General features: G+C 48.5%; 3 protein-coding genes. All 3 read left to right on the top strand.

Annotation, left to right across the window (positions count from 1 at the left end; translation table 11 throughout):
* Nucleotides 1-135 precede the first annotated feature (135 nt).
* A complete protein-coding gene (locus KEM60_RS15775) occupies nt 136-1404 on the top strand; it encodes an MFS transporter (RefSeq protein ID WP_219232338.1) in 1269 nt (422 codons plus the stop codon).
* 233 nt (nt 1405-1637) lie between these two features.
* Nucleotides 1638-1994 (top strand): transposase family protein, encoded by a 357-nt coding sequence (locus tag KEM60_RS15770; protein WP_219232336.1) that lies wholly within the window; start codon nt 1638-1640, stop codon nt 1992-1994.
* A 129-nt stretch (nt 1995-2123) separates the two neighbouring features.
* Nucleotides 2124-2339 (top strand): transposase family protein, encoded by a 216-nt coding sequence (locus KEM60_RS17060; protein WP_219232339.1) that lies wholly within the window; start codon nt 2124-2126, stop codon nt 2337-2339.
* Nucleotides 2340-3054 lie beyond the last annotated feature (715 nt).

Below are 3054 nucleotides of genomic sequence, written 5' to 3'. Positions count from 1 at the left end.
ACACCTCACACAATGGACAATCCTCGCCACCGGCTATCGAGGCAGAACATCGACCCCCCCGATATCATTGCCGTCATCACCCGACTCGAGCTCTATCGACTTGGCTGGTAGCCAAGAATGACCTAGAAATGCCTCGTGAATAACGCCCTAAGGCTGTACTTAATGAAAAAAATTACAAGTAGTGATCAGTCATCTTTGCGCAATAATAGGGATTGGCATTGGCTTTGGATTAGTGGCTCCCTGTCCTGTTTTGGGTCTTCCCTCCTCGGTTTTAGCCTGCCGCTTATCGCTTATAATGTTACTAACAGTACAGCACGAGCTGGGGTCATTTCAAGCATCATCGGCGTCATTGTCCTGATTTTTTCACTTCCTGGTGGTGCTATTGTAGATAGATATTCTACAGGAAAAATTCTCTCTATGTGCTCAATTCTTGGAGCCATCAGTTTTGGAAGTGCAAGTATTCTAATAGACTCTCATTCTGCATTTTTTATAATTGTATTCATTGCGGTGATTGATGCTGTAATATCTTGCTTATTTCAGCCCGCAGAGTCAGCCGCCTTGCGCAATATTGTAAGCGCGACTGAATTGCCTAAAGCGCGATCTATAAATCAAGCTCGAACCAGTGCTGTACGCCTGATTGCAGCACCAGTAGGTGGACTTTTACTTACCCTAGGACCAGTGGTAATAATTTTATTTTCAGCAATTCTTCAATTAATGCAGGCGGCATGTATAAACCAAATTAAAACGAAGCTTAACTTCACGCGAAAAAGCTGCACTAGCGGCCCTCTTTTCAGGGATATTTACGAAGGCCTAGTGCTTATCTTCAAGTCTCCATTTCTTGCAGGCTTCCTAATTTTTGCAGCATTATCTAATTTTGGCTCTTCTCTCTTTTTATTTGCCTTGAATCTGGATCTACTTAGGCGAGGTTTTTCACTTGCTGACATAGGGTTTTTAGATAGCGCAGTTGCCATGGGGTCTTTATTGGGAGCGATAGCATCTTCTTGGATAGTTGACTTACTAAAGCCAGGGGCTATCCTCGCCTTTTCATCTACTTTAACCGTATTGTGTCTAACAATTTCAGTTATCACTGAATCTTATTTATTAATATTAATATTCATGACACTTGGTAGATTAGCTACCCCTGCAGCGAATGCGTCTATAGGTGGGTTTGCTATGACATTAGTCAGTGATGATATGCAAGGAAGATTTGCGTCTTCCATGTCATTTTTCGCCACCCTACTTCAGCCACTCAGTCCGACGCTAGGAGGAATTATACTTTCATCTTATGGAGGAGTAGTGGCGCTCTCTAGTGCCATCGCAATTATGTGCATCGGGATACTAGCATTATTATTTAATCCACAAATCTGGAAGGTGGGATTCCCGAACACCTGGCAAGAAAGTTAGGTCGTTATTCACGAGGCGTTAGCACCCCGCACCCCGCACCCCGGGAAACAATCGATACACACCTGTCACCATACACATATATAAAAACATCGGCCGCTTTGAGATCATGGGGTTAGACGACTCACATCTCTCATGAAAGCGACCGATGCGGTACCAGTCGCGCAGCAGGACTCGATCACGATGCACTCGATGAACTCGTCAGGCGGGTCACCGAGATTTTTCACTCCCAGGGAGTGGACTTCAGTAGACATCGGTTGGCCGTCAAAGAACACGTCGTCCTCACCCTGGAACGTCTACGGAACACTCTGTCACAGATGTTCCTTGCTGATCTGCTAGATATTTCACCATCGACAGCTTCTCGCATCTATCGCAGGATGCTCCTTGTCATCGATGAAGCCCTGACCTTCACGGGCATGTCTATGGAGGAAGCCGCTAGTGATGGGCGAGCCATCCTCATCGACGGCACGTACATCCCGACGGGCAACCGCCCAGCTCAGAGGCAAGAGGTCACCAAAGCCAACGACTCCGGTCAACGCCGTTGCCAGTGTTTAAGCATCCAGGTCGCTTCCACCTTGGAAGGACAACTCTGAGCGATCTCCACACCGGTTCCCGGAGCTCGACATGACTCTGCTGCTCTCGACCTCACCGGCTGGTCACAGATCCTCGCAGAAAACCACACGCCATGGATCGCAGACACCGCCTACATCGCTTAGGGCGCACTGACACCCCTCAAAAAGAAGAAAGGACACGAACGAACCGACAACGATAAACACTACAACACAGAGATATCCAGTATTCGCGCCCATGTCGAACACGCCATCGGACACCTTAAACAATGGAAAATTCTCGCCACCGGCTATCGAGGCAGGCTCACTGAACTCCCCGATATCATTGCCGTCATCACCCGACTCGAGCTCTATCGACTTGGCTGGTAGCCAAGAATGACCTGGAAATGCCTCGTGAATAACGCCCAAAGCACCTGGCTCACCTGAGAAACTTATTTATTTCCTCGCTGAGACATACTTGCAGGACCCTTGGGATACCACCGTTCAACCACATCAATACAATACGGGAGAAACCGACCTTGAGTCGCTTTATACTGATAACGTTAGGTGCCCTCTTTGGACTGTTGACCTCCGTAGCGAACCATGGTTCATGGTTTGGCGCACCGCTTTTATCATTTACTCTTGGGAATGGGTGGGCGTGGTTTTTGACTACCTATCTCGCGACACGAACTGGAAAATATGCTCACACCTCTTTCCAGGCGGGGATATCTTTTATATTGAGCGCCGTAGCGGCTTATTACATTACAGATTCCTTCCTTGGAACCTATACTTCAAACGTTGATGGAAATACGTGGTTCGATCCCGTTAATTTCATTGGCGATACTCTCGGGTACTCCATCATCGGAACTATTACCACCATCTTCTGCACGGTTCTCGGGGTAGCCATAAGAAAGGGGGGTATGTTTGCCATCATGGGCGCCCCTATCGCCCCCCCTGATTATCGCCAATGAGGCGTGGAGTACGCGGAAGGGTGGCGGATTCATCCGGTCAGTGCCTCGCCTGCTTCGGTGAGTAGTTTATCGAGGCGTTCGGTGGGGGTGTCGAAGTCCAGGGTTTGACGGGGCCTGCCGTTGAGGAGGTAGGC

The organism is Austwickia sp. TVS 96-490-7B (assembly GCF_019331795.1).
Lineage (GTDB): Bacteria > Actinomycetota > Actinomycetes > Actinomycetales > Dermatophilaceae > Austwickia.
Note: the sequence above shows the minus strand (reverse complement) of the source record. Positions and strands in the feature narration are given on the sequence as shown.